Origin of the sequence: Marinomonas communis (assembly GCF_004363305.1) — a bacterium.
Lineage (GTDB): Bacteria > Pseudomonadota > Gammaproteobacteria > Pseudomonadales > Marinomonadaceae > Marinomonas > Marinomonas communis.
The window spans coordinates 16,072-39,074 of record NZ_SNZA01000004.1; the positions used below are offsets into that span (position 1 = coordinate 16,072).

Genomic DNA, 23,003 nt, shown 5'->3' on the forward strand with positions numbered 1-23,003 from the left:
GCAAGCACCTGCCTTTTTATTAAATTTCCATCAGATCTTTTTCTTTCGCAGACAAACGCTCTTCAATTTGAGCAATGTATTTATCTGTTACTTTTTGAACTTGATCTTGACCACGACGTTCATCGTCTTCGGAAATTTCTTTTTCTTTAACCAGGTCTTTAAGACTATTGTTTGCATCTCGACGGATATTACGAATTGCAATTCGGCCATTTTCCGCTTCAGACTTCGCTTGCTTAAAGTAGTTTCCGCGAGTCTCTTCGGTAAGCGCAGGGAGAGGGATACGAATCAGATTACCAGTTGTAGAAGGGTTTAAGCCTAGATCAGACTTAAGGATTGCCTTCTCAATCTCTGGCACCATGTTACCTTCCCAAGGAGAAATACCTAATGTGCGAGCATCTTCAACGGTAATGTTAGCCACTTGACTAAGAGGCGTTTCACTGCCGTAGTAGTTCACTTTAATAGGATCTAAAAGACTTGGATGCGCACGACCTGTACGAATTTTCTTAAAGGAGTTATCTACGGCTACAACCGCTTTTCCCATGCGCTCTTCCGCATCTTTTAAAATTTCGTTAATCATTATTTCCTCACTTAATAACGGTACCTTCGTCGCCACCTGTCATGATGTTAATCAGAGCACCTGGCTTGTTCATGTTAAACACTCGAACTGGCATTTGGTGGTCACGAGTTAGACAGATAGCTGTTAAATCCATGACACCTAACTGTTTTTCCAAAACTTCATCGTAGCTTAATGTAACATATTTCACTGCATTTTGATCCTTCATTGGATCAGCAGAATACACGCCATCGACTTTTGTCGCTTTTAAAACCACATCCGCGTCAATCTCAATACCACGCAAACACGCAGCAGAGTCAGTTGTAAAGAACGGATTACCTGTACCAGCAGAAAAAATCACTACATCACCATCTTTAAGATGACGCATCGCACGACGGCGATCGTAAGGCTCAACAATGCCCGTCATAGTGATTGCAGACATAACACGAGTAGAAATATTCGCTTGCTCTAATGCATCACGCATCGCCAATGCATTCATTACGGTCGCCAGCATCCCCATGTGATCACCTGTCACACGATCCATACCAGCTTGACTCAATGCCTGCCCGCGAAATAAATTGCCACCACCAATAACGATACCAACCTCTACACCGATACCGCGCAACTGACCGATCTCCAGTGCAATTCGACTCAACACTTTTGGATCAATACCAAAGGTTTCATCGCCTTGTAGCGCTTCGCCACTTAATTTCAACAAAATGCGTTTGTATTTTGAATTGGTTTCTTTAGGCATTTAAGACCTCCGGTAATGGTGAGAAGTAAATATTGAGGTTTCAAGCCACCCCAATAGGCTATTCATAAAAAGGGGCAGTCAAGCTGCCCCTTATCATACTCAAAACTTAATTTGGCAATTAGCCTTTAAGTTGAGCAGCAACCTCAGCAGCGAAGTCTGTTTCTTCAACTTCGATACCTTCACCAACTTCGATACGAACGAAAGAAGTAACTGTTGCACCAGCTTCTTTAGCTAGCTGACCAACTTTAACTTCTGGGTTCTTAACAAATGGCTGGTCATTTAGGCTGTTTTCAGCCAAGAATTTCTTAATACGACCACCGATCATCTTGTCAACGATCTCAGCAGGCTTACCAGCCATGTCTGGTTGAGCGCGGATGATCTCTTCTTCTTTAGCTAAAACTTCAGCAGGCATGTCTTCGCCACGAACAACACGTGGGTTAACAGCTGTAACGTGCATCGCAACGTCTTTAGCAAGTTCTTCGCTGCCACCTTCTAGTTGAACTAGAGAAGCAATTTGACCGTTGCTGTGTAGGTAACCAGCAACCAAACCACCTTCAACAACTACTGCGCGACGCGGAGTGATGTTTTCGCCAATCTTCTGTACAAGCGCTTCACGAGCTTCTAGCATTTCACCAGAAATCACAGCAGCCATGTCAGTTTCTTTTGAAGCAAAAACAGCATCAGCAACTTTGTTAGCGAAAGCTAGGAAGCCTTCGTCACGTGCTGCAAAGTCAGTTTCAGAGTTAACTTCAACCAATACACCGTAAGAGTTATCATCAGCAACTTTCATGATGATAGTACCTTCGGCAGCAGTACGACCAGCTTTCTTAGCTGCTTTCATACCACTTGATTTACGTAGCTCTTCGATAGCTACTTCGATGTCGCCACCAGCTGCAGTCAGAGCTTTTTTACACTCCATCATGCCTAGGCCAGTACGTTCACGTAGTTCTTTTACCATTGCTGCAGATACTGCGGCCATGTCAATTCCCCTTGTACGATAACAAAATTTAAAAAAAAGGAGAGAGTTCACTCTCTCCCTTTTATAAAAACAAACTCGTTAGAGCCGTCTATTACGCTTCAGTAGCTTCGCTTACTTCAACAAACTCGTCAGCACTACCAGCTGCTGCCGCACGACCTTCTAGAGATGCGTCAGCGAATGCAGAAACGTACAACTGAACTGCACGGATTGCGTCGTCGTTTGCAGGAATTACGTAATCAACACCATCTGGATCACTGTTAGTATCAACGATACCGATAACAGGAATACCTAGTTTGTTAGCTTCTTTAATCGCAATACGCTCGTGATCAACGTCAATTACGAAAAGAACATCAGGAAGACCACCCATGTCCTTGATACCGCCTAGAGAACGCTCTAGCTTTTCAAGTTCACGAGTACGCATTAGCGCTTCTTTCTTAGTTAGCTTTTCGAAAGTACCATCGTTTTGCTGACCTTCAAGATCACGTAGACGCTTGATAGAAGCGCGGATCGTTTTGTAGTTAGTCAACATACCACCTAACCAACGGTGGTTTACGTATGGCATACCAGCGCGAGACGCTTGCTCAGCAACTGTTTTAGATGCAGCGCGTTTAGTACCTACGAACAAAACTTTGTTTTTGTTCTCAGCCATTTTTTTAACTAGCTCAAGAGCTTCGTTAATAGCTGGCACAGTGTGCTCAAGGTTGATGATATGGATCTTGTTACGAGCACCAAAAATGAATGGCTTCATTTTTGGGTTCCAGTAACGAGTTTGGTGACCAAAGTGTGAACCAACCTGAAGTAGGTCGCGCATAGAAACTGTAGGCATTTTACTATCCTTTCTATTTTGGGTTAGATTATCTTGCCAACCATAACCACTCAGCCTTTTGAAATTTAAAGCAATTTCAGGCACCCCAGAGTCATTATTTTCTATCGGCGGCAAGGTCGTTAGATTATTTTCAATTATGCTTACATCTCCAAAGAAGCGTAAGCGGGCGTTTTATACCACAAAACCCGCCCCTGCAAAAGCAGTTAATCCGTTACACAACACCCATTGTTCAAGTTTTTTTCTTAAGTCAGGGCGAATAACCATTACAAAACATGTAGAATGTTGCCAATTTCAGACTAGTAAAGTTTTAAGACAGTTTTATTATGAGCAACGACATTTTACAAAAAGTTAAAGAACTCACTGAGAACGGACGCGTTGACGTCCCTCAATGGACACCTCTTACTGCAGCAACACGTTTCACAGACATAAACGATATTGAAGGGATGCGTGTTGCTGGCAAGTTAGCGGGTGAAGTGCTCACCATGCTTGAAGAATTCGTTGTCCCAGGCGTGACTACTGAAGAGCTTGATATCATCGCCCACAACTACATCGTGAGCGAACAAGGCGCCATCCCAGCCCCATTGAACTACCACGGCTTTCCGAAATCTTGCTGCACATCTGTCAATGATGTCATCTGCCACGGTATCCCAAACGACAAAGCATTAAAGAAAGGTGATGTCGTCAACATTGACATTACCATTATTAAAAACGGCTACTACGGCGACACCAGCAAGATGTTTTTCGTTGGCAATGTAGCGCCACATGCTGAGCGCCTTTGCAAAATCACCCAAGAAAGCCTCTACCTAGCCATCAAAATGGTTAAACCAGGCGCGCGCCTAGGTGACATCGGTGCAGCCATCGCTGACTTTGCCCACAAAAACCATTACTCGGTTGTTGAAGAGTACTGCGGTCATGGCATTGGTACGACATTCCATGGAGAACCTCAAGTCGCCCATTACGGCCGCCCTGGCACAGGCGTTATTCTTGAAGAAGGCATGACCTTTACCATCGAACCAATGATAAACGCAGGCAAAAAACAAGTTAAACACTCAGGTCCTGATAACTGGATTGCTAAAACGAAAGATGGGCGTCTATCTGCTCAATACGAGCACACACTGTTAGTTACCGCTGACGGAGTCGAAATACTTACTTTACGCCCAGACGATACCATCACTCTGTAACGCAAGTTTTCAAACTAAGAGGCCTGATATGGACTTCCCAGCTTTTCCAGATGCTCCACCTTTGTTTAGCGCAGATGAGAAAGAAACACTGGCATCCACACAAACCGATGCCAAACGCTTTCGTGAACTCATCAGCGAAAAGACAAAGGCATACAATGATCTTTTTCATGATCTGTACCCTATCGAAAAGCTAGTTAAGGGCCTATCAGGCCTTTACGACGAAGTCATGCGGGCCGCGTGGATGCGCTCAGGTCTTGATAAAATCCCATCCGTTGCAATGATTGCGGTAGGTGGCTATGGACGTAGTGAGCTCCACCCAAAATCAGATATTGACCTACTTATCTTATTAAAAGATGACTGCGTACCTCCTGCACAGGAAATAGAAGCGTTTATTACATTTCTATGGGACCTAAAACTGGATGTCGGTCATGCAGTTCGCACCATTACTGAGTGCGCAGAATTGGCTGCAAACGATATCACAGTCATCACTAATCTAATTGAATCTCGCACCCTGTTCGGCGACGAAGAGTTACTAGCAAATCTTAAATTAAAGGTTGATGTAAACCACATGTGGGATGGTCAGTCTTTTTATCGAGCGAAACTAGCCGAACAAAAAGAGCGTCACGCAAAGTATCAAAATACGGCATACAACCTAGAGCCTAACTTGAAAGAGTGTCCTGGCGGCCTTCGCGACATGCAAGTGATTGATTGGGTAGCAAAGCGACATCTGCACACCCATCGACTGAGCGCTCTAATTGACAAAAAATTCCTCTCTGAAGATGAGTATACGCAAATAAAAGGCGCTGTTTCCCATCTATGGCGTATACGCTGGGCATTGCATACGATTGTTGGTCGAAAAGAAGATCGCCTGCTTTTTGACCATCAGCGCACACTTGCTAAAGAGTTTGGTTTCGACGATGAAGACTTGAAACGTAATGTCGAACGTTTTATGCAAGGTTATTATCAAAGTGTTGCAGCAATTCAACAACTTAACGATTTACTGCTACAGCATTTCGAGGAATCCTTTCTTAGCCTTGAACCAAACCCGGCCATTGAAGTCATCAACGAGCGCTTTCAAGTAACTAATGGTCAACTTGAAATCCGTTCTGCGGACGTTTTCACGCAAACCCCATCTGCCATGCTAGAGATGTATAAGATCATGGGAGATCGAGGTGAGATTACAGGCATTCGCGCCAACACAATGCGCGCCCTACGCGACAACCTAGATATGGTTGATGAGTCCTATCGAGTTGATCCTGTTAACACCGCACTCTTCCTCGACATCATTGCCAGCCGCTACCGCATGACAACCGTCCTTCGCTCAATGAAGCACATTGGCTTATTAGGGCGATATTTACCTGAGTTTGGTGCAATCATAGGCCAAATGCAGCACGATTTATTCCACATCTACACCGTAGATGCTCACACGCTGCAATTGGTTGAGAATTTACGCCGCTTTCTTCTCCCAGAAAGTCGCTCAAATTTTCCGATCTCTTCTCAGGCAATCCGCCATATCGCCAAGGTAGAGCTACTGTATATTGCCGGACTCTACCACGACATTGCCAAAGGACGCGGTGGCGACCACTCCGAGCTTGGCTGCGTTGATGCCAGAGAGTTCTGTGAGCGCCACGGGTTAACCAAACCAGAAACTGAGCTTATTGAATGGCTGGTACGACACCACTTGTTAATGTCTGTCACCGCACAACGTAAGGACATCTCAGACCCAGAGGTGATCTGGGAGTTTGCCAGCATCGTTAAAAACCAAGAGCGCCTGGACTATCTGTTCCTGCTGACGGTAGCGGACATCAACGCGACCAACCCGACGATGTGGAACAGCTGGAGAGCATCATTAATGCGTCAGCTATACTTGGAGACTAAGCGCGCCTTACGTCGTGGCTTAGACTCTCCAATTGATGCAGATATGCAAAGTGACGAACATAAGCAACGTGCTTTAGAAATCCTAATTGAGCGCAATGCGGACATTATCGAAGCTGAAAAAATTTGGGATGACATCGAAGACGAGTACTTTATTCGTTCAAACGGTGATGAGATTGCCTGGAATACAGAAGCCATTTTACAGCACCGTCCAAGCACCAAACCATTGGTTGCCATTAGCCCCCTGGGTGGACGCAACTTCTCTGGCGCCAGCAAAGTCTTTATTTACACCCCTATTGCGAGCCACTTGTTTGCCGTGACTGCCGCTTTATTTGAGCAAATGGGACTAACCATCCTCGACGCGAAAATCAGCACCACATCAGATAATTACAGCCTTGACACATTTGTTGTCATGGAGAGTGCTGAATGCCATGACATTAATCTGCACCTTGATCATGAGCGTATAGAGCTCATGAAAAAGACACTGATTGAACAGCTGGACTCACCTTCACTATATGAGAGTGTTATCAAGCGTTTTACACCAAGACACTTAAAAATATTTAACGCCCCCTCGACAGTCCAGTTTGTTAGCCAGCCAGAAGAAGTATGGTCTGCATTAGAGGTCACAGCCCCAGACCGCCCTGGCCTGCTGGCACTCATAGGTCAATTCTTTATGGAGCACGATTTAATGCTACATAAAGCTAAAATTGCTACGCTGGGCGAGCGTGTCGAAGATACCTTCTACATCACTGAAGAGAATGGCGACTTGATCGCAGACAGCACACGAATGACACACATTTGTGATGCCCTAAAAAACAGTATTGACCGTTTTTCTCAAGCTACGGAACACTAAACTACATGAACCCCCTGATTCATTCTTTACATCCATATCCATTTCAGAAGCTTGCAGACCTGCTTGCTTCTGTCACTCCCAATGCTGACCTACCATTAATTAAGTTAACCATTGGTGAACCTCAACACGATGCCCCAAGCATCGTACTGGAAACCCTTAAAAATGCATTGGATGGTGTATCAAAGTACCCGCTGACGAAAGGGGAAAGCAGCCTTCGTGAAGCCATCTCCAATTGGGCCATCAAACGCTTCAACTTGCACGAGCTAAACGCAGATACGCAAGTACTGCCTGTAACCGGCACAAGGGAAGCACTGTTTGCCATTACTCAGGCCCTAGTCGGTGAGAAGCAAAGCCCTCTAGTGGTGAGTCCGAATCCGTTCTACCAAATTTATGAGGGTGCTGGAATTCTTGCTGGCGCTGAGCTGCATTACTTACCATGCGATGCAGAAAACCAATACAAAATCGACTATCAAGCTGTTTCTGACGACGTTTGGGCACGCTGCGAAGTCCTATTCGTATGCTCCCCTAACAACCCAGCAGGCTCAGTCACGACACTAGACGAATACCGCTTCCTACTTGAGAAGGCCAAGCAATTCAATTTTGCCATCATTGCCGATGAGTGTTACTCAGAGATTTATTTTGAAGAGAAACCACTTGGTCTACTGGACGCCTGCGTGCAACTTGGCAATGACGATTACGATAATTGCCTAATCTTCCAGTCCCTATCCAAGCGCTCAAACCTACCAGGACTTCGTTCAGGGTTTGTCGCTGGAGACGCAAAATTGCTTAAGCCATTTTTGCAATATCGTACTTACCATGGCTGCGCGATGCCTCTTCATCATCAAATGGCTTCCATCACAGCATGGAACGATGAGGAGCATGTTGCCAATAACCGCGAAATTTATGGCCGTAAATTTGATCAAGTATTAGAAATTCTCTCACCTGTCATGACGGTCGAGAAGCCAGAAGCTGGTTTTTATCTGTGGCCCAAACTGCCAATGAGCGATGAGGATTTCTGCATCAAACTTTATCAAGAAGAATCTGTTTTAGTTCTTCCTGGTAGTTACCTTGGTCGCGAAGTAAACGGCCAAAACCCTGGGCAAAACCATGTCCGCATGGCACTTGTCGCAGAAGAATCTGAATGCGTTGAAGCTGCTCAGCGCATTGCACGTTTTATGAAAAAACACCAAAACCTTTAATATCTATTTTTTAGGAGCACTTACTCTAATGAGCGACTCTACTTTTGCAATTGGCCTTGGTATTGGCACACAGAACAAAGAAGGTACTTGGTTAGAAGTTTTCTACCCATCGCCACTTGTTTCTCCAGAGCAAAGCATCATTGCTGCAGTGAAAGAAAGCACTAACTACGAAGGTGGCAACGCGACACTGGTACTAGACGAAAGCGATCTAAACCGTCTACACCTTGCTTTGCTTCAAGCTGGCCACATTGAATTAGCAGAACGTGCATCACGCCTTAAGCCTTCTGCACAACCAGTAGTTCTTTGTGTATTAGAAGCAGATGAAGCGCCAGCTAACCCTGCTGAAGTGTACTTGAAACTACAACTAATCTCTCATCGCCAAGTTCAACCGCACAACACAAAACTTGATGGCATGTTTGGCCTACTAGTGAACACTGCATGGACCAGCGAAGGTCCTATCGATGTCCGTGAACTGGCTGATCGTCAGCTAAGCGCTCGCATGGAAGGCCGTACTATCGAGGTATTCAGTGTAGACAAGTTCCCTAAAATGGCGAACTTCGTTGTACCTACAGGTGTTCGTATCGGTGATGCAGCTCGCATTCGCCTTGGTGCTCACCTGGGTGAAGGCACAACAGTTATGCACGAAGGCTTCGTAAACTTCAACGCAGGTACTCTAGGTACTAGCATGGTTGAAGGTCGTATTTCTGCGGGCGTTGTTGTGGGTAACGGATCTGACCTTGGCGGTGGCTGTTCAACAATGGGCACACTTTCTGGTGGCGGCAACATCGTGATCGCTGTGGGTGAAGAATGTCTAATTGGTGCAAACGCTGGTATCGGTATCGGTCTTGGCGATCGCTGTACTGTGGAATCAGGTTTATACATCACAGCAGGCTCTAAAGTTGCTGTCCTAGATGAAAACAATGAAGTAGTTTCTGTTGTCAAAGCTCGTGAGCTTTCTGGTCAGTCGGACCTTCTATTCCGTCGCAACTCAGAAACAGGTGCGATCGAATGTAAGACAAACAAAACAGCAATTGCACTAAACGAAGCTCTGCACGCACACAACTAATACCATTAGTTCATACCAATGCCGAAACCCTAACTAGGGCTTCGGCATTCTTTTGACTAAAGATTAGCGTGGCGAAGAATAGGAGAGGAACATGACCACTATTTACGGCATCAAAAACTGCGACACCATGAAAAAAGCATTTCGCTGGCTCGATGAACACAATATTGAGTACACTTTTCATGATTACCGCAAAGACGGTTTAGATCGTGAACTATTAGCTAGCTGGATCGAACAGCTCGGCTGGGAAGCGGTTGTAAATAAGCGTGGAACCACTTGGCGCAAGCTAACACCGGAAACGCAAGCTGCCATGAACGACCAAACGGCATTAGAAGTGCTACTTGAGCAACCCGCGATGATCAAGCGTCCATTGTTGGATCACGCGCAATCCCTTACACTGGGCTTTAAAGAAGACAGCTACAGCAATATCTTTGCTAAACAGTGATCAATCAGCAATAACGGGGCGGTAGGCTCCTTGAACAGATCCGCTTAATCTATCTGAGCGATATACAGGGTGTACGTTTGGCAAGACATAGGATGGTCGATCTGAGAGGATCATCGGAGCATAATATGTTTGTTGAGGTTGTGACGACGAGCCACTGAGTAATGCACAGCCAGTCATAAAATATGCCAGCAAGCCAACCAAGCTGAATTTCATTACATCATCCTTATCAATCTTTCACTAACTACTGGTAAGGTAACCAAACAGAACACAAAGGTAAAGAATGACGCAACTTTCACCGACACTTGAACTAGCTCTAGACTTAATTTCACGCCCTTCTGTTACACCAGAGGACGCAGGCTGCCAAGATCTAATGATCGAACGCCTAGAAAAAATTGGCTTCTCGGTCGAGCGCATGCCATTTGGCGATGTAAAAAACTTTTATGCCAAACGTGGCTCTGAAGGCCCTAATCTTTGTTTTGCTGGCCACACTGACGTGGTACCAACTGGTCCTGAATCAGAATGGAAAGTATCACCATTTAAACCAGAAATCATTGACGGCATGCTGTATGGTCGCGGCGCTGCTGACATGAAAGGCAGCCTTGCTGCCATGGTTACAGCGGTAGAAAACTTCGTTGCGGAGCACCCTGATCACAATGGCCAAATTTCCTTCCTGATTACCAGCGATGAAGAAGGCCCATTTGTTGATGGCACAACACGTGTTGTAGATGCACTCATGGCACGCGAAGAAAAAGTGGATTGGTGCATTGTTGGCGAACCTTCCAGCACCAAAACCCTTGGTGACATTATTAAAAATGGTCGCCGTGGCTCATTCAGTGGGGATCTAACAGTTTACGGCAAACAAGGCCATGTGGCTTACCCACACCTTGCAAAAAACCCCATACATTTAGCTGCACCAGCCTTAGCCGAGTTTGCCAGCACAAAATGGGATGATGGCAATGATTTCTTCCCACCGACCAGCTTTCAAGTCTCTAACATTCAAGCTGGTACAGGTGCAACCAACGTCGTACCGGGTAAGCTAAACGCTCAGTTCAACTTCCGCTTTTCCTCAGAACTCACCTTCGACGATTTAAAAGAAAGAGTTATAGACATTCTTGAGAAGCATGAGCTTGAATACGATATTGATTGGACTTACAACGGACTACCGTTCTTAACCAAACCAGGTGAGTTAGTGGACGCGATTGTAGACGCCGTTCAAAAAACGGTAGACATCACGCCAGAGCTTTCAACGTCTGGAGGCACATCAGATGGCCGCTTTATCGCAAAAATGGGTACACAAGTTGTAGAATTAGGTCCTATCAATGCAACCATTCACCAAATAAACGAATGTGTTGACGCAGAAAGTTTGAATCAACTTTCCCTAATTTATCAGCGCATTTTAACGAACTTGATGGCAAAATAGGCCCATCGTGAGCAAAGCAACCTCCTTCTTTCACTCTCTAGCTATGAGGCTTGGAAAAAACCCTAAGCTAGCGCTTATTAAGCTGATTCAAGGAGGCTTGTTGTTTGCATTCGGTGTTCTCATGATTTTCGTCGCTAATAATCTCGTAGTGGACTCCATTCAACGTGAAATCATCGCCCTAGTCGGGCTGACATTAGCTGCCGCTGGTGTACTTTGGTCATTGGTTGGCTATCTATCCATGAGTGTTTTACGCATCTATCACATGTTAAATAAGAAGGATTAATCCGATGCAGCCTGATATCGAAATCTATCTGCTGTCCTGCCCAACGGAACAAATCATACGTTGGCTGGAACAAGACTTCTCTGTCAATGAGGTGCGTACTTCTAGTGACGCTTCCATCAAAGTAACACTTACCTTTAATGGAAATACAATTCCGGTCACAATTCTTGAAAAAGCAGCAGGAAAGCGCTTCACCTCAGTATGGTTTGATTCAGATCAGACCCCTTGGGAGAGTGACATGGATTGTGCAAGGCATGCCTTTGAAAAATTGAATTGTGAAGTGCGATGCAACTACCAAGGATGGCAGGAAGATAACCAAGACGATCCAGATCTTTGGTGGCGAATCAACGACAATGGGGAAGGTCCTTACATTTGGCGCTAACCCAGTCTCGTAACACATCCAGAATAAGAGAAGTTATATGCAAATTAATATGCTGAAAGGCAAACTCCACATGGCATCCGTCACTCAAGCCGAACTATGGTACGACGGCTCATGCGCAATCGACAGCGACCTAGTCAAACTGGCTGGTCTGCGCGAATTTGAAAAGATTGACATCTATAATGTTGATAACGGCGAACGCTTTCATACCTACGTCATACTAGCAGAAGCAGGCTCAGGTACAATTTCTATGAATGGTGCTGCTGCTCGTCGAGTACAAGTTGGTGATCGAGTCATTATCGCAGCCTATGCTCAAATGGATGAAGCAGAAGCAAACAACTTTAAACCAAAACTAGTCTACTGCAACAAAGACAATACGGTTGAGCGAACAGCGAATACGATCCCTGTTCAAGTTGACTAATCACCAACTATTTCAGAAACGAAAAAGGTCGCACGAAGCGACCTTTTTTATTGGGTATATAAAGCACTAAGCTTTACTTAGCTGCAGCCAGTGCTGCTTCGTAATCAGGCTCTTGAGCTGTTTCAGGAACTTGCTCTGTGTAAACCACTTCACCTTGCTCATTGATAACAACTACAGAACGAGAAAGCAAACCTGTCAAAGGGCCTGTTGTAAACTCAACACCATAATCTTTACCGAACGTAGAGCGGAAGCTTGAACCCGACTCAACGTTATCTAAGCCCTCTGCACCACAAAAACGCGCAGCAGCGAATGGAAGGTCAGCAGAAACACATAGCACTACCGTGTTCTCCAGACTTGATAGCGCCTCGTTGAACTTACGAACAGACGTTGCACAAACACCGGTATCGACAGATGGAAAAATATTAAGTACAAGTTTCTTGCCTGCGAAATCCGACAATGAAGTAGCGGATAAATCTGTTTTAACTAGCTCAAAAGATGGAGCTTTCGAGCCTACTGCTGGTAGTTCACCAATTGTTTCTAGTGGGTTACCTTGTAAAGTTACCGTTGCCATAATGTCCTCTCATAATAAGATGCGGTTTACTGCATCATGAATTTAGCTTTTAACAATTGAAACGTTTTCTGCTTGTTTGCCTTTTTCGCCTTCAGTAACAGTAAAGCGAACTTTTTGACCTTCAATCAGGAATCGACGTCCGCGTCCACGAATAGCGCGATAATGTACAAACACATCATCACCGTTGTCCATCGTAAGGAAACCAAAACCCTTTGATGAATTAAACCACTTAACCGTACCTAATTCACGATCATCATTTTCTTCCTCACTTTCTACATCATTAGAGGAAGTTTCTTTGACGTTCACATTAGACAAAACAGCGCCTAAGTAGACTGTTACAAAAGTAACTAAGAAATATACTAGGTAATACTCACCTATTTCGGCTTTGACTAAAGGCGCAATAACCAAAGGTGTGACAAGAGCAAAAATAAGACTGACTAATAAAACACGTATTGATAAAAACATGGTAGTTCCTTGAATATGTTTACTGATTTTTTGTTATAAATTCCTAAATGAATACAAGCCTAGTGTAACTGGGTTCCCCTTATCCATTCCAGTGAGAATTCGACCATCAAAGAACGTCGTCAACCATTGAAATCTTAAGGAATCGCCACAATAAACAACATTAACTAAGCGTATTTACGTCAGCAAAAAGCACGCCAAATCACTTAACTCTAATGCCTTATAGCTTAAGCATGGCATAGATATTAAGTACTTAGCACATTAGAAGACTACCATATAGCAGCCACCTATGAATACCTCAGACTTGTTAAACCGGATTGACGAACTTGAAATTAAAAGCCAATTTCAAGAAGAGACCATCGATCAATTGAATCATGCACTCACTCATCAACAACAGGATATTTTACTCCTGAAAGAGCAAGTCAGATTGCTTGCCAAACGCCTAGAAGATCAGCGCCAGAATACTGATTCAGGCATCAGTAACACCATAGAAAAGCCGCCTCACTACTAACAATACTAGTCAGTAACATGATCCAAAGAGCGCTTAACATACACATCAAAGCGACCAGACTTGCCATCAATACGATAAGAAGGCTCTTGGTCGCTCAGGTATGGAGCGCCTTTCGGACGCTTAACCACAACTCGATAGCGTGCCAAATGCATGGCTTGAGGCAATAACGCATCCGCATCCTCATCGTGCCCTACTAGATCCCTAAAGAATGCCATTTCTTTTTTCACTGCCGCTGAAGATTTATCATTGTGAGGGAACATTGGATCTAAATACACTACATCTACGCATTCAGCATCAGAGACATCAAAAATAGTGCCTTTCGCGAGTCGCATTCTTGCCATTATGTCGGCAATATCTGCGACCATATTGGCTCGTTCGATACCGTCATGCAAAAGTGCCCGAACAAACCCAACACGCTCAAATAATGTTACATCACAACCAAGGGAAGCCAACACAAATGCATCCCTACCAAGTCCTGCAGTGGCATCAAAGATACTTAGATTATTTCGCTTTGTGAGCCCACAAGCTTTAGCAATATCCTGACCTTTACCACCACCAAACTTTCGTCGATGGTCTACCGCTCCACTTGCTAATTCCACCGCTACAGGCTTCGGAGCCGCTTTACCCGTTTTAGCAATCGCAAGGGCATCGTCTTGGTGTATTAATAGATAATCGTAACTTGTTATAAACTTGAGTTCACTTGAGATCCGATAAGTTGGTAATTGAAGTTGTTCTGCTAACGCGCGAACATGGGTGTCTGCATTACGGTAGGCTACCGCAAGGGTACTAGGCGTAAACATCGATACCTATTAATTGATGACGTGGGTTGCTGGGAGATAACGCTTCGGTTGATTGATAAGCATTGATGGCTTGCTGTGCAAAAGCGCTCAAGCTATCCACTTTAAAAAAGTTAGCAGATTCTGCTCTGTTGGCACGCTCGAAGCTTTGCATGGTACTTGGCTCGGTTATGGATGATTGGCTACTACTTTCTTGTTCAACGACCGCAGGCACCTTAGAACGAGATGTATAATTTACTCCACTTTGAGGAATAGCTGGAAAGTTGCCGCCAATTTTCATTTGTTAACCCATATTAACCAAGAAAATTAAAAAACCACCTAAAACCAATCGATACAACATGAAAGGTAAAAAACCGACCTTATTCAACCACTTTAAGAATAGATGTATACAGGCAAAAGCGCTAACACCTGATAATACGATACCCCACAACATTGAATGCCAGTCAACGTTTACAAGCTTGTATACTGTAACAAGCTCAAAAATCTTTAAAGAGCCTGCAGCAAGAATGATCGGTATAGAAAGTAGAAATGAAAATCTTGCTGCTGCATCCCGGGTAAATCCCATAAAACGAGCAGCAGTCATCGTCACTCCGGATCGCGATGTGCCAGGTATCAAAGCCATCGCCTGAGCAATACCAATTACAACAACGCTAGGAAGCCTTAATTCATTGAGCTTCTTGGAACTTGAAAAGTACCTATCTGACAACCAAAGTAATACACCAAAAACTATCGTAGTAAAGGCAATTACATTAATAGTACGAAGGTTGTCTTCAATATAATGATTAAAAACTAGCCCGAACAAAACCGCTGGAATAGTCGCAATTATGACCCACCACCCTAGACGGCTGTTATCACTTTTTTCTCCTGTTCTCAATGAGTGGCACCAACCACTGAGAATAGAAAAAATATCACGCCAAAAGTAGCCAATAACTGCCACAAGAGTCCCCACATGTACCGCTACATCAAACGCTAAGCCTTGATCAGGCCACCCCAGAACTTGAGACGGTAGAATCAAATGCGCTGAACTCGACACAGGAAGAAATTCAGTAACCCCTTGAATCAGGGCAAGAAACACAATGTGATACCACAGCAACTTATCGTTTCCCTATGCGTGCTGGTTGTTTTTCCCAAGTAATTTCATCACGTAAGTAAACAGGCAAAGCCTGCTCCGCTGTCACCACTCGTCCTTGCGCGAAATCATAAGCAGCAAGTTCTGCAATGCATGCAGCACGTGGTGCGATGTCAACCAACACTTCCTTTACAGGCGTTGGCAGCACTTCGTTTAGGCGCTCTTGATATAACCAACCAGAACCAACGCCTTGGTATGCCTGCTCAATCGCAGTTAAGTTGTCTGGAGCAATCACACGTTCAGCAAACGTTTCTTGAGCCACCCAAAAGTCATTTTGTTTCTCAATATGATAACCACCAACATAGATTTCGCCCATTCGCGCATCTAATGCTGCTAGCCAGTCATCATGATAAGTGGATTTATGTGCTTCAAGTGCCATCGCAGCCAAAGTAGAAACTGGCACGACAGGCAAATCTGCGCCATAGGCAAGACCCTGTACGACACCAGCACTGATACGCAAACCGGTAAAAGAACCAGGACCACGACCAAATGCAATAGCGTCCAGCTGAGACAGTGTTAAGCCAGCTTGTGACAACAGCTGATCCACCATAGGTAGGATCAAATCATTATGTTGACGTGGAGCCATGCGGAAATCTTCCAGCACAGCACCATTTTGAATCAACGCCACGGAACAAGCTGGCGTTGAAGTATCCAAAGCAAGAATTGCGCTCATTACGAGATTAAGCCTTAAGTGCTGCTAGCAAACCTTGTTTGATTTCGTTTAGATCGCCAACACCGTTCACTTTTACGAACTTAGGTGCTGTTGCGGCATCTTCTTGTTGCCAAGCTTGGTAGTAGCCAATCAAAGGTGCTGTTTGATCGTGGTAGATAGACAAACGCTTACGTACTGTCTCTTCTGTGTCATCAGCACGTTGAATCAGATCTTCACCTGTTTCGTCGTCTTTGCCTTCCACTTTAGGTGGGTTGTAAACCACGTGGTAAGTACGACCTGATGCTTCATGAACACGACGGCCACTCATACGCTGAACGATCTCTTCATCCGCAACATCGATTTCAACAACATAGTCAATCGCAACGCCTGCTTCTTTCAATGCATCTGCTTGAGGAATTGTGCGTGGGAAACCATCAAATAGCGCGCCGTTTTCACAGTCTGCTTCTTGAAGACGCTCTTTCACTAGGCCAATAATGATGTCATCAGATACAAGCTGACCTGCATCCATTACGGCTTTTGCTTTCAAGCCAAGCTCAGTACCTGCTTTTACTGCTGCACGAAGCATGTCGCCAGTTGAAATTTGTGGAATACCAAACTCTTCAGTAATGAACTGAGCCTGAGTGCCCTTACCTGCGCCTGGCGCTCCTAACAAAATAACTCGCATAATATATCTCCAATAGTCTGCGTAAAGTCGGCACGGCGAGTAATAAACCAAGGCTATTTATAGCACTGGCAAGCGTAAAAACAGAAAGCGACCTCTCACGCAATTACCCGCTAATTATAATTTTGAGGTCGCTAGAATACCGAAGCCTACACAAAATTTGCAAACGAACTTGTCGTTTTGTGGTTTTAAGGCAGGCTATATTACGTATTTTTGATATTTTTTCCAGTTAGCCCGTATTTTGCATGCCACTGGCAATGCCTGCCATCGTGATCATCAATGCCTTATTGACCGCTGCATTTTCATCATCGAGTCGACTACGGTGCAATAATTCAGCTTGTAGATAATGTAATGGGTCAATATAAGGGTTGCGAACATCAATGGATTGGCGAATCGTTTTGTTATCTTCGATCAGACGCTCCTGCTGCTTCACTTGCTTGACCAGCTCTCTAACTTGAGAAAGTTTACGACGCAACAAATACCCTAAGCCTCGAAGCTCCTCTGGCACCAACCGTTTCTCGTAGTACTCAGCGATATCTGGTTCCGCTTTAGCTAGCACCATATCTAACATATCCAGATAAGCACCAAAGAATGGCCACTGCTTGTGCATTTCACGCAATCGGTCTAAGTTCCCAGAATCAACACTTTGTTGTAGTGCGCTCTCAGCGCCAAGCCATGCAGGTAGCATCAAGCGGATTTGCATCCAAGCAAATATCCAGGGAATCGCCCTCAAGCTTTCAACGCCACCGTCTGAGCGACGTCGTGCAGGTCGAGAGCCAAGTGGCAACTTCGCTAGCTCTTGCTCTGGAGTAATGGTACGAAAATACGGTACAAAATCCTCATGACCTCGAACGATGGAACGGTATTGATTCATTCCTTCTTCCGCCATTTCATCCATCAAAGCTCGCCACTCTTCCTTCGGTGCTTGCGCTGGAATTAAAGAGGCTTCCATCACAGCGGAACAATAAAGCTCCAGTGAACGCACAGCAATATCCGGAATACCAAATTTAAAGCGGATCATTTCCCCTTGTTCGGTCACTCTAATGGCACCTTGTACAGAACCTGGCGGCTGAGAAAGAATGGCAACATGAGCTGGGCCACCACCTCGTCCCACTGTACCTCCACGGCCATGGAACAACGTTAATCTCACACCGTGTTTTTTACACAGACGCGTCAGTGCTTCTTGTGCGCGATACTGCCCCCAAGTCGCCGCTATCTGACCCGCATCTTTCGCCGAGTCTGAGTAGCCAATCATGACTTCTTGATGACCCGCGATGTAAGACTTATACCACGGCATTGAGAATAGCTGCTCAATGACTGGTTCTGCATTATCTAAGTCTGCCAAGGTTTCAAACAAAGGTACGATGCGCATATTGAAGCGCACTCCAGACTCTTTCAGTAATAAGGCAACAGCGAGAACATCTGAAGGCGCGCTGGCCATGGAAATGACATAAGAGCCAAATGAATTCTGGTAACCACTGGCGATGGTTCGAAATGTTGATAGGACCTCTTCAACCATTGGCTCAGGCGACCACTCATATGGCAACAAAGGACGTTTTGAATTTAATTCCGCCAACAGAAAGGCTTGTCTCGACGCTTCATCCCACTCAGCGTAATCACCTAAGCCGTAAAAACGCGTGATCGCCGATAATGCTTCAATATGTTTCGACGCATCTTGACGAACATCCAAACGAACCAGTGTCATACCAAAGGTGGCAACACGACGAATTAAGTCCAATACCGAACCATTCGCGATCACCTTCATGCCGCAGTCCAATAGCGACTGATAACAGAGCATCAAATCCGCCATCAATTCAGTGTTATCGAGCAGCACACCTTGATCTGAGACGGATTGCCTCTCTAAACGGGCTCGAGCCCATGCTTTTGTGGCTTCCATTTTTCGTTCAAGACTGCGGATCACTTCGCGATAAGGTTGCGTACTATCTCCAACTCGTTCACGTAACGCGGCATTGCATTCTGTCATCGAGAACTCTGCTCGAAGCTCTACTAAGTCCTTCAGATATAAGTCGGCCGCCATCCAACGCGCTAGCAGTACAACTTCTTCTGTGACTTGATGGGTAACGTTCGGGTTGCCGTCGCGATCTCCCCCCATCCACGTGGCAAAACGTATAGGCGCCAAATCCAAAGGCAAACGCTCTTCAGCAGTGTATTGTTTAAATTGCTCGTCTAAGTGACGGAAGAACATCGGCACCGCTTGCCACAAAGATTGCTCTATGACTGCAAATCCCCATTTAGCCTCGTCCACAGGCGTCGGTCGTTGATCACGAATCTCGTCCGTATGCCATGCTTGAGTAATGATTTCATTCAATCGACGCACATGCTTTTCTTGCTCAAGCGGAAGAATATTGTCTTTATCAAGCGCTTCGAGTTCGTTAGAGATGTTGTCGTATTTTCGAATTAAAGAACGACGCACCACTTCAGTGGGATGCGCTGTTAAAACAAGGTCGATTGCTTGATCTCGCAACGCCTCGACCATTTGATCAGCGGTAAAGTTTTGCTCTTTGAGACGTAGTAAAAGATCCCCTACAGGGTTCTTGTATATTCCTTTACTTTCATTAGAGCGACGACGATGGACGCGGTGATACTGCTCTGCAATATTAGATAGGTTTAAAAACTGGTTAAACGCACGGGCGACTGGAACAATGTCACCATCATCAAGCGCTTCTAACGCTTGGATTAAGGCACTGGAATCGCCACTTTGACGACCGTCTTTAGATAGACGGCGAATGGTTTCTACCGTCTCTAAAAAGTCTTCCCCTAAATGATTGCTCATGGTTTCCCCTAAGCAATCCCCTAACAAACGCACGTTTTCTCGTAATGAAGCCTGACGATCAGTCACCATACGTCTCCTTATAATGTGTGCACTCGATGAACGAGCTTGGCGCTATAAACCAGAGGCTTTAGCGTCATCCCATAATTGATCCAACTCTTTTAAAGTACAGTCAGTCAAGCAAACCTCTCGTTCGCGTAACTGGTTTTCGATGTAAGCAAAGCGGCGGCGAAATTTCACATTGGTTTGCATTAAGGCCTGCTCTGGTGCGATAGACAGATGGCGTGCCAGATTTGACACGGCAAACAGCACATCACCAAGCTCAGCCTCGGCTTCAGCCTTAGAAAGATGCTGGATAGCCTCTTCTAATTCATCTAATTCTTCTCGTATTTTATTGAAGACTGGTGCAGTATCAGACCAATCAAAACCCACTGTGGCTGCTTTTTTCTGCAACTTCACTGCTTGGGTCAACACTGGCACACTGTTCGATACGCTGTCCAATAAACCTTGATGATGCTCGCCCTTCGCCTGCTTTTCTTGTGCTTTGATAACTTGCCACTGCGCATTAATTTCCTCTTCGGTTAAGCGATTAGGGCTCGCATAACTGTCGAATGTACCATCAGGAAAGACATGGGGATGTCGTCGAAGCATTTTCTCCACGATCGTTTGAATCACATCAGAGAAGTTAAAGGCATTTTCTTCGCTGGCCATCTGGGCATGAAAAACCACCTGAAACAAAAGATCACCTAATTCATCTTTCAGATCATCCCGATTGCCACGAACAATCGCGTCCATTACCTCATAAGCTTCTTCCAAGGTATACGGCGCAATCGTGGCAAAGCTTTGTTTCTGATCCCAAGGACAACCATATTGCTTGTCACGCAACATGGTCATCAACGCTAATAAGTCGTTTAAGGTGTATTTCAATTATCTCGCTCCCTAAAGACATCTAATACGTTAGGCAACTGGTTAATCCGGTGAAGTAGACGAGACAGAGAACTGATTTCGCTAACCTCAATAGTAAAACGTATTGACGCAGTGTGATCAGCTTTTGCCGAGATTGTATTCATGGACAAAAGGTTTACTTTTTCATTCGCTAACAACGACGTGATGTCGTTTAAAAGGCCGGTACGATCATAAGCCTGAACTCGAATATTAACTGGATACAGGTTGTCGACTTCCTCGCCCCAGCTCACCTGGACCATACGCTCTGGTTCTTCCAGCTGTAATTGCGCCGCGTTAATACAATCTTGGCGGTGGATAGAAACACCACGACCTTGAGTGATATAGCCAATAATGTCGTCACCAGGAATAGGAGAGCAACACTTCGCCATTTGCGTGAGCAATTTGCCTACACCTTGAATCTGTATGTCATTATCCGAGGTTTTATGACGGCTCTTTTTAAGACGAATGGGTCGTGCAACAGGTTCACCGTCTAAGCCATGAATATCATCAATGACTCGTAACACACGGGACAGCTGAATATCACCAGCACCCAGGGACACATATACATCGTCACCATTTGAAAAGTTAAAGCGCTCGGCGATCGTAGAGAAATCTAACTTGTTTTCTTCAATTCCTAAGCGTTTCAGCTGCTTGTCTAATACCGTACGACCCGCCTCTAGGTTCTTCTCACGATCCTCTCTTCTGAACCAACTTTGAATCTTGGCACGAGCACGGTTGGTATTGACGTAGCCTAGGGTCGGGTGCAACCAGTCACGGCTTGGGCCACCGTCTTTGGTGGTGAGGATCTCAACCTTATCGCCAGTTTTAAGGTGCGTCACCAAAGAAATGATCTTGCCATTTACTTTGGCGCCTCGGCAACGATGCCCAATTTCCGTGTGCACTCGGTAAGCAAAATCTACTGGTGTTGCATTGACAGGCAAGTCGACTACATGGCCGTCAGGCGTGAACACATAGATTCGGTCCTGCTCAATGTCATTCATGACCTGCTCACTCAGTGACTCTAAGTCACCTTGCACTTCGTGGAAGTCCAAGATCGTACGCAACCACTGTAACTTCTCTTCGTAACTTGAGCTGTTGGAACTCAGGTCAGTCCCTTTGTACTTCCAGTGAGCACAGACGCCTAACTCAGCATCTTCATGCATTTTATGAGTTCGGATTTGGATCTCTAAGACACGCCCCTGCGGTCCCACTACGGCAGTATGCAAGGACTGATAGCCATTTGATTTAGGGTTACTAATATAATCATCAAATTCTTGTGGGATAGGCTTCCAGAGGTTATGAACAATGCCAAGCACGCCATAACATTGCATTGGTTCGTCAACCAAAATGCGAACCGCTCGAACATCATACACCTCATCAAAAGCAATGTTCTTACGGCGCATTTTACGCCAAATACTGTAAATGTGTTTTGCGCGCCCCATCACATCGGCATGAATATCAATCGCTTCCATACGTTCTTTCAACACAGAAATCACATCATCGATGAACTGTTGACGGTCCAGGCGCTTTTCATCCAATAGCTTGGCAATACGTTTATATTCACTTGGGTACAAATATCGGAAGGAGAGATCTTCAAGCTCCCACTTAATGTGGCCAATTCCTAATCGGTGTGACAGTGGTGCATAAACGCTTTGTACTTCAAGGGCTACCGCCTCTTTACGTTCATCACTTTGATGCTTGGCTTCTTTAATGGCACACGCACGCTCTGCTAGTTTAATCAGCACAACACGCACATCATCAATGATGGAAACCAGCATTTTACGTAAAGACTCTAGCTGATTTTCATGACTTCCTAATACTTCAGCAGTCGAATCTTTGGACAAGTTCTTAGAAACCTCGCCCATACGAATAACGCCTTCGATCAAAGACGCGACTTTACGACCAAACATGTCACTGACTTTTGACAAAACCAATTGGTCTTCACGAACCACGCGATACAAAGCAGCCGCTAATAGAGAGTCTTGATCGGCACGAAATCCCGCTAAGATTTCCACCATTTCGAGGCCTGCCCGAAAAGTACTCGCTTGCGGCCCCCAATAAGAAGGTCTACCCGACGCTGCTTCTGCCTGCCTAGCTAACTCGCAGGCCATCCTTAATGGCACTCGACTTGCTTCATCTATCTTGTCAGCAAACTGAGACATCCAAGCATCAATATCCACCGAGCCGTCAGCTAATACAGGGTGATCCTTTCTTACTGTAACCATCTTAACTACC

General features: G+C 45.1%; 25 protein-coding genes. 10 read left to right on the forward strand and 15 right to left on the reverse strand.

Features of this window, described 5'->3' with window-relative positions:
- Positions 1-19: 19 nt before the first annotated feature.
- The 4 genes from frr to rpsB form a co-directional block, all read right to left on the reverse strand.
- A complete protein-coding gene (frr, locus tag C8D85_RS11725; protein WP_133562930.1) occupies positions 20-577 on the reverse strand; it encodes a ribosome recycling factor in 558 nt (185 codons plus the stop codon).
- A 7-nt stretch (positions 578-584) separates the two neighbouring features.
- Positions 585-1,307: a UMP kinase gene (gene pyrH / locus C8D85_RS11730; RefSeq protein WP_133562932.1), complete on the reverse strand. Its 723-nt coding sequence runs from the start codon at positions 1,305-1,307 to the stop codon at positions 585-587.
- 118 nt (positions 1,308-1,425) lie between these two features.
- The gene (gene tsf / locus C8D85_RS11735; protein WP_133562934.1) at positions 1,426-2,286 is read right to left on the reverse strand and encodes a translation elongation factor Ts; all 861 of its coding nucleotides are present in this window, start codon (positions 2,284-2,286) and stop codon (positions 1,426-1,428) included.
- A gap of 91 nt (positions 2,287-2,377) precedes the next feature.
- Positions 2,378-3,112, reverse strand: coding sequence for a 30S ribosomal protein S2 (gene rpsB / locus C8D85_RS11740; RefSeq protein ID WP_133562936.1), 735 nt, complete (start codon positions 3,110-3,112; stop codon positions 2,378-2,380).
- Positions 3,113-3,435: 323 nt separating this feature from the next.
- Here rpsB and map point away from each other — a divergent pair, with 323 nt between their 5' ends.
- The 5 genes from map to C8D85_RS11765 all read left to right on the forward strand — a co-directional run bounded on the left by map (position 3,436) and on the right by C8D85_RS11765 (position 9,728).
- A complete protein-coding gene (gene map, locus C8D85_RS11745) occupies positions 3,436-4,293 on the forward strand; it encodes a type I methionyl aminopeptidase (protein ID WP_133562938.1) in 858 nt (285 codons plus the stop codon).
- Between the two features lie 28 nt (positions 4,294-4,321).
- Positions 4,322-7,021 (forward strand): [protein-PII] uridylyltransferase, encoded by a 2,700-nt coding sequence (gene glnD / locus C8D85_RS11750; RefSeq protein ID WP_133562940.1) that lies wholly within the window; start codon positions 4,322-4,324, stop codon positions 7,019-7,021.
- Between the two features lie 5 nt (positions 7,022-7,026).
- Entirely contained in the window at positions 7,027-8,220 is a 1,194-nt protein-coding gene (gene dapC / locus C8D85_RS11755) for a succinyldiaminopimelate transaminase (RefSeq protein ID WP_133562942.1), read from the forward strand.
- A gap of 28 nt (positions 8,221-8,248) precedes the next feature.
- Entirely contained in the window at positions 8,249-9,286 is a 1,038-nt protein-coding gene (gene dapD / locus C8D85_RS11760) for a 2,3,4,5-tetrahydropyridine-2,6-dicarboxylate N-succinyltransferase (RefSeq protein ID WP_133562944.1), read from the forward strand.
- Between the two features lie 91 nt (positions 9,287-9,377).
- Entirely contained in the window at positions 9,378-9,728 is a 351-nt protein-coding gene (locus tag C8D85_RS11765; protein WP_133562947.1) for an ArsC family reductase, read from the forward strand.
- Here C8D85_RS11765 and C8D85_RS11770 read toward each other — a convergent pair whose 3' ends face one another.
- The gene (locus C8D85_RS11770) at positions 9,729-9,941 is read right to left on the reverse strand and encodes a hypothetical protein (RefSeq protein WP_133562949.1); all 213 of its coding nucleotides are present in this window, start codon (positions 9,939-9,941) and stop codon (positions 9,729-9,731) included.
- 67 nt (positions 9,942-10,008) lie between these two features.
- Between C8D85_RS11770 and dapE the strand changes: the two genes are divergently transcribed.
- From dapE to panD, 4 genes are read left to right on the forward strand one after another with little or no spacing between them, the layout of a single operon-like run.
- Positions 10,009-11,148, forward strand: coding sequence for a succinyl-diaminopimelate desuccinylase (dapE, locus tag C8D85_RS11775; RefSeq protein WP_133562951.1), 1,140 nt, complete (start codon positions 10,009-10,011; stop codon positions 11,146-11,148).
- Between the two features lie 7 nt (positions 11,149-11,155).
- The gene (locus C8D85_RS11780; protein WP_228189977.1) at positions 11,156-11,431 is read left to right on the forward strand and encodes a hypothetical protein; all 276 of its coding nucleotides are present in this window, start codon (positions 11,156-11,158) and stop codon (positions 11,429-11,431) included.
- Between the two features lie 4 nt (positions 11,432-11,435).
- A complete protein-coding gene (locus tag C8D85_RS11785) occupies positions 11,436-11,810 on the forward strand; it encodes a hypothetical protein (protein ID WP_133562953.1) in 375 nt (124 codons plus the stop codon).
- Between the two features lie 37 nt (positions 11,811-11,847).
- A complete protein-coding gene (panD, locus tag C8D85_RS11790; RefSeq protein ID WP_133562955.1) occupies positions 11,848-12,228 on the forward strand; it encodes an aspartate 1-decarboxylase in 381 nt (126 codons plus the stop codon).
- 73 nt (positions 12,229-12,301) lie between these two features.
- Here panD and tpx read toward each other — a convergent pair whose 3' ends face one another.
- Both tpx and C8D85_RS18205 read right to left on the reverse strand, forming a co-directional pair.
- Positions 12,302-12,799: a thiol peroxidase gene (tpx, locus tag C8D85_RS11795; RefSeq protein ID WP_133562957.1), complete on the reverse strand. Its 498-nt coding sequence runs from the start codon at positions 12,797-12,799 to the stop codon at positions 12,302-12,304.
- A gap of 42 nt (positions 12,800-12,841) precedes the next feature.
- Positions 12,842-13,264: a cold-shock protein gene (locus tag C8D85_RS18205; protein ID WP_133562959.1), complete on the reverse strand. Its 423-nt coding sequence runs from the start codon at positions 13,262-13,264 to the stop codon at positions 12,842-12,844.
- Positions 13,265-13,550: 286 nt separating this feature from the next.
- On the opposite strand from C8D85_RS18205, the gene C8D85_RS11805 reads away from it, so the two are divergent.
- On the forward strand, positions 13,551-13,772 hold the full coding sequence (locus C8D85_RS11805) for a SlyX family protein (protein ID WP_133562961.1): 222 nt from the start codon (positions 13,551-13,553) through the stop codon (positions 13,770-13,772).
- 5 nt (positions 13,773-13,777) lie between these two features.
- On the opposite strand, the gene C8D85_RS11810 is transcribed toward C8D85_RS11805, so the two are convergent.
- The 8 genes from C8D85_RS11810 to relA form a co-directional block, all read right to left on the reverse strand.
- Positions 13,778-14,572 carry a class I SAM-dependent methyltransferase gene (locus C8D85_RS11810; protein WP_133562963.1) on the reverse strand — a complete coding sequence of 265 codons (795 nt, stop codon included), beginning with the start codon at positions 14,570-14,572 and terminating at the stop codon, positions 13,778-13,780.
- Complete coding sequence (locus tag C8D85_RS11815; RefSeq protein WP_133562965.1) at positions 14,559-14,849, reverse strand: hypothetical protein; 291 nt, start codon at positions 14,847-14,849, stop codon at positions 14,559-14,561. Before C8D85_RS11815 ends, C8D85_RS11810 begins: the two co-directional genes overlap by 14 nt.
- Before the next feature lie 3 nt (positions 14,850-14,852).
- Positions 14,853-15,662, reverse strand: coding sequence for an undecaprenyl-diphosphate phosphatase (locus C8D85_RS11820; RefSeq protein WP_133562967.1), 810 nt, complete (start codon positions 15,660-15,662; stop codon positions 14,853-14,855).
- Position 15,663: 1 nt separating this feature from the next.
- On the reverse strand, positions 15,664-16,371 hold the full coding sequence (gene tsaB / locus C8D85_RS11825; protein WP_133562969.1) for a tRNA (adenosine(37)-N6)-threonylcarbamoyltransferase complex dimerization subunit type 1 TsaB: 708 nt from the start codon (positions 16,369-16,371) through the stop codon (positions 15,664-15,666).
- Positions 16,372-16,378: 7 nt separating this feature from the next.
- A complete protein-coding gene (adk, locus tag C8D85_RS11830; protein WP_133562971.1) occupies positions 16,379-17,035 on the reverse strand; it encodes an adenylate kinase in 657 nt (218 codons plus the stop codon).
- Positions 17,036-17,261: 226 nt separating this feature from the next.
- Positions 17,262-19,895 carry a phosphoenolpyruvate carboxylase gene (gene ppc / locus C8D85_RS11835; protein WP_211342186.1) on the reverse strand — a complete coding sequence of 878 codons (2,634 nt, stop codon included), beginning with the start codon at positions 19,893-19,895 and terminating at the stop codon, positions 17,262-17,264.
- A 42-nt stretch (positions 19,896-19,937) separates the two neighbouring features.
- On the reverse strand, positions 19,938-20,750 hold the full coding sequence (mazG, locus tag C8D85_RS11840; RefSeq protein ID WP_133562973.1) for a nucleoside triphosphate pyrophosphohydrolase: 813 nt from the start codon (positions 20,748-20,750) through the stop codon (positions 19,938-19,940).
- Positions 20,747-22,993, reverse strand: coding sequence for a GTP diphosphokinase (relA, locus tag C8D85_RS11845; RefSeq protein ID WP_133562975.1), 2,247 nt, complete (start codon positions 22,991-22,993; stop codon positions 20,747-20,749). The genes mazG and relA overlap by 4 nt, the downstream gene beginning before the upstream one ends.
- Positions 22,994-23,003: the final 10 nt, after the last annotated feature.